Here is a 4,602-nt window from a genome sequence, read left to right on the forward strand (position 1 = left end):
CTACCGCTAATCCGGTCCGCATTGCCTGCCTGCTGGCGGCCCTTGCCGCCACGCCGGCGCAGGCGCTTGAGCCCATGCTCACCCTCACAGCAAAATCTTCCGCAGGCCGGGTGCTGGTGACCGCGCAGTTCGAGAACCGCGGTCCGGCTCCCGTGCAAGTGCCGCGCGCACTGGCCAGCGAGAAGGAACTCACCGGCCGCTTATTCGACATCCGCGATGCGGACAGCGGCGACATCATTGAATATCAGGGCATCATGGTCAAGCGCGGCCCGCTGACGGCTGCCGATTATCTGACCCTGAAACCTGGCGCCAAACGGCGCAACACCATCGATATCACCCCCAGCTACGCCTTCAAGCCGRGCAAGCAACGCTACCTGCTCAGCTATGAAGGCGGCGCCCCCGTGACCTTCAGCCACGAGGGCAAGTAGGCTTACTGCTGCGCCGGGGTGTTCTCGCCGAAATATTCGTGCGAGTCGGCGTTGTCGATCGCCTTGGCCGGATCGCTGATCGCCAGGCTGGCCGCGCCGGACTGTCCATAGACCCAATCGTCCGTGCTGGCTACGACATTGAAGTGGCTCATTTCATGCACCAGCGTGCCGCCTTTGGAGTCCGTGCCGGTCATTGGCGCGCTCCAGAAAGCCTTGCACACGTAGATCTTGTAAGGCTGGGTTGGATAGACGTAGGCGTAATAGGTTTTCTTGCAGCCGCAATCCACCGTCACCGGTTTGGTGGCGAAAGCGTCCTTGATGGCGGCAAAGTGCTGCTTCATGGTGGCATAGCGCCCCGCGTTGTACGTGCCGAACCATTTGGTATAGCGCGGACCGGTCTTGCCTGCCGCGAGATAGGCATCGCCATCGTTCGCCATCGATTGCGCGGCGCTGACCGCCGAGGTGATCGAGGTCTGCTGCGACGTCGTGCACTTGCTGAAGGAGAGGCCCGCTGCGGCCGCCGCCGATTCCTGGCCCAGCTGCATCAGGGGCACGCTGCCGCGCGGCTTGTTCCCGTCCACCCACACGGACAGCGCTTCCGATTGCAGATCGTCGGACTGTTTATCGTCGCCGCGCAGCAACTGCTGCGATTTGCCGTGCGCCTTGCTGTGGAAGCGCACGGAATAGTCGCCCGTTACGCTCATGTTGTACATGGAGGACAGTTCGACTGTCGCGGTATAGGATTTACCTGGCTGCAGCAGGTAATAGTCGTCGGACGTGGGCGCGCCGCGCTTGGCGATCATGCCTTCATACGGCACTTTCACGCCGTCGCGCGTGACGTCGAACAGCTGCTGCTCGATTTCACCGAACGGYGTTTGCCATTTGAGGACGCTGATTGGCGCCGATGTGGTATTGATCATCGTGACGCGCACTACGACATCGTCTTGCGGGCCGAGCGTGCGCTTGTCCATGCTGATGCTGGCCGACAGGCCGCCGGGTGCTGCGCTTGCGGAGAGGGAGAGAGCTGCTGCGAAAATCGCCAAGCCAGTGTTCAGAGTCCAGCGCATTGTCGTCTCCAGAAAATGGGGGATGGAAGTCCATCCTCACACTTTCGGCGGCGGGCGTAAACCGGAATTCGTTTGCCATGCGCGGCGTTCTGCGTGCGCGCAACGGTTCTGTTCAGAACGGGACAAAACCGTCCGGCTTTGTTAAAAATGAGACGTATTAATCGAGTTGCCGGAGCAGGGCGCGCGCATCGTCCGCCTGTGCAAATCGCGTGTCGCCCGCCATCAGCTGTTCCAGTTCCTTGCGTGCGCCGGCCTTGTCGCCGGTCTTATACAGCGCCACTGCCTTGTGATAGCGGATGTCGCGGGCTTTCGGCGCCTGTATGCTGGCTTTCTGCAGGATTTGCAGGCCGCGCGCGATGTCGCCTTGTTCGACCAGAATCCAGCCCAGCGTATCCATCACGTTCGGATGGTCGCCGGCAGCGCGGTAGGCCTCCTCCGCTGCTGACAGGGCGCGTTTATCGCCCGCCTGCTGGTAGGCCCAGGCCAGGTTATTCAGGCCCGCCACGTTTTTCGGATCGCGCTTCAGCACCGTTTCAAGATATTCGGCCGCTTCCTTGTACTGCTTATCCGCCAGCATGGTTTCCGCTTTATAGAGCTGTACGCGCAGATCGTCCGGATGTACGGCGATCCACTGCACCAGACGTTTCGCGCCGTCCTGCGCCTTGCCGTTCGCGCGCAGGGCGTTGACGGATTTGATCATCAGCTCATTCGATTTCGTCAGCGCATAGGCTTTTTCGTAAGCAGCCAGCGCCGGTGCAGGCTTCTTCTGCGCCATCAGAATATCGCCTTCCAGCTGGTAGCCAGCGGATGCTTCCGGATATTTGCGTTGCAGCTGGGACGCCGTCATCAGCGCCAGTTCGTAGGAACCCTTGCGCACAAAGAGTTCCGCCTGCGCCAGCTGAGCGGCCGGGAAATCCGGCTGCATGGCCAGAGCGGTTTTCAGCGAATCCTCCGCTGCGATGTCCTTACCCATCAGGACTTGCAGCGCCGCCACCTGCATTTGCGCCTGCGCGGAACGGGGCAGGGCGAGCGCCAGTTTGCGGTAGGTTTCCAGCGCGCCCGAACGTTCGCCGTTGGCCAACTGGCTCTTGCCGAGCAAGTCCAGCAGATCGGGATTGTCGGGATGCGCCAATTGGATCTTGCGCGCGAGGTTCAGCGCTTTCTGATTGTCGCCTGTCACCAGGTACTGGGTCAGCAAGCGCACCGTAGGGTCCACGCCGTCCGGATTCGCCGCAACGGCTTTTTCCAGCCAGGCAGTGGCGTCGGCAGGCTTGTTCTCGTTGGCCGCCAGCGCCGCCATCATGGTCATGGCGTCGGTGTCGTTCTTGTTCTTTTCAAGGAATGCGTTCAGCCGCACGCGCGCGGCGTTCATCTTCTTCTCTGCCAGATCCATGCGCACCAGGTTCGACGCGGCAGGGAAGTGCGATGGCTGCAGCACCAGCGCCCGTTCGAAATCCTTGCGCGCCTGTGCAGCCTCGTTTTGCGCGAGATGGACCAGGCCTTTCAGTTCCTGCACGGTGGCGTTGTCCGGCTGCGCCTTTTCCATTTCCAGCGCGGCGGCGAGTGCCTTGTCGTAGTGTTTCAGTGCCAGCTCGGTACGCACCAGCGTGATGCCTGCCTGGGACGATTTGGCATCCAGCTTGATCGCCATTTGCAGATCGCTGATGGCCTGTTCCTGTTCACCCTTACCCAGCTTGCTCAAACCCAGCGAAGTGCGCAGACCGGCGGCCTTGGGATCGAGCGTGGCCGCTTGCTGGAAGAACGAGGTGGCGCGGCCGAAGTCCTGCACCTGCATATAGGATTCGCCCGCCAGTGCCAGCAGCTGTACGTCCTGCTGCTCGCTTTTCAGGGCCGGGGACAGGACGTTCAACGCATCCGGCGAATGCCCGCTTTGCAGCAGCGTGGCAGCCAGCATCTTGCGCGCCGCGACATTGTTCGGATTCTTGTCCAGGTATTGGCGCAAATAGTTTTCCGCCTGATGCAGGGAACCGAGGCGCAGGTTGACAGCGCCTGCCAGCAGCAGACTAGGCATATGTTCCGGCGCCACGCTGAGGACCAGGTGCAGCGACTCCAGTGCATCCGCCGGTTTTTGACGCGAGAAGTCCAGCAGGGCTTGCGTGTACACCACCAGCAGGCTGCCCGGCGTGATTTCGCGGCCCGCATCGAGGAACTTCTGGGCTTGCTCGAACTTGCCTTCGCCGAGCGCGACGAAAGCCTTGTCGACATAGGCCATGCGATGGTTCGGATTGACTTGCAGGACCTTGTCGTACAGCGCCATCGCTTGCGCAGCCTTGTTCTCGGCGCGCAGCAGGTCGCCTTTGAAGAGCAGAGCGTCCGTGTTCTGCGGCTCAGCGGCGATGGCCTGGTCGGCGTAGCCATGCGCCGCCGCTTGATCCTGCGTTGCCAGCGCAATGCGGCCCATGCCGATCAGCGCTGCCACGTATTTTGGATTCGATTGCAAAATCGCCTGGTACTGCTGGCGCGCCGCATCGGTCTGCTCCAGGGCCAGCAAGGCATCTCCGCGTACGGAGGCCAGTTCCGGYTCGTTACCTTTGGCGGCTTTCTCGGTTTCGTCCAGCGACTTCTGGAATTGACCCTGAATCAGCAGGGCACGCGCCAAGACCGGCATGGCTTTTACCGGAGGGAGTCCCTGCTCGATGGCCTTGCGGATTTCCTTTTCGGCGGACGGGCCGTCGCCGGCCTCGTTGTAGACGGTTGCCAGCATGTAGCGCACGTCAGCGTCGTTGGGCGCCTTCTCCGCGGCGTTCTTCAGGACGATGGTGGCGGCGTTCAGGTCGTGCTTGGCCTGATACTCCCTGGCTTGCGACAGAAGGGTCGATTGCGAGGTCCACGCATCGCAGCCCGCCAGGGCGAGCAGCAGCGCGCAGGCTGGAAGACTGTTGCGTGAACTAAACATGAGGCACCTATGAATTCTGGAATCCTTTCATGTTGGCACGCAATTCTTTGTAATGCAAACAATTATTGTGTATTATTGGCAACAAGGTTTCGTAGACTGTCGGAAATTATTACAGCTGAGCTACTACCATCTTGGTACTTAATCGCAACTTATTGATTTTATTGGCAAACAAAATTGCAGGCATGGAAAG

The 4,602-nt window shown here is 60.8% G+C and carries 3 protein-coding genes; 1 reads left to right on the forward strand and 2 read right to left on the reverse strand.

The features are described 5' to 3' along the window. Positions 1 to 428: hypothetical protein (locus tag AB4Z11_RS23730; protein ID WP_442028129.1), on the forward strand; the 428-nt coding region annotated here is incomplete at its 5' end. Between the two features lie 2 nt (positions 429 to 430). On the opposite strand, the gene AB4Z11_RS23735 is transcribed toward AB4Z11_RS23730, so the two are convergent. Together AB4Z11_RS23735 and prsT are read right to left on the reverse strand one after the other, a co-directional pair. Then, a complete protein-coding gene (locus tag AB4Z11_RS23735) occupies positions 431 to 1,495 on the reverse strand; it encodes a M35 family metallo-endopeptidase (RefSeq protein WP_442028131.1) in 1,065 nt (354 codons plus the stop codon). 157 nt (positions 1,496 to 1,652) lie between these two features. Next, on the reverse strand, positions 1,653 to 4,412 hold the full coding sequence (gene prsT, locus AB4Z11_RS23740) for an XrtA/PEP-CTERM system TPR-repeat protein PrsT (RefSeq protein WP_442028132.1): 2,760 nt from the start codon (positions 4,410 to 4,412) through the stop codon (positions 1,653 to 1,655). Positions 4,413 to 4,602 lie beyond the last annotated feature (190 nt).

The sequence above is a fragment of the Pseudoduganella sp. RAF53_2 genome, assembly GCF_052113985.1.
In the GTDB taxonomy this organism is placed as follows: domain Bacteria; phylum Pseudomonadota; class Gammaproteobacteria; order Burkholderiales; family Burkholderiaceae_D; genus Rugamonas.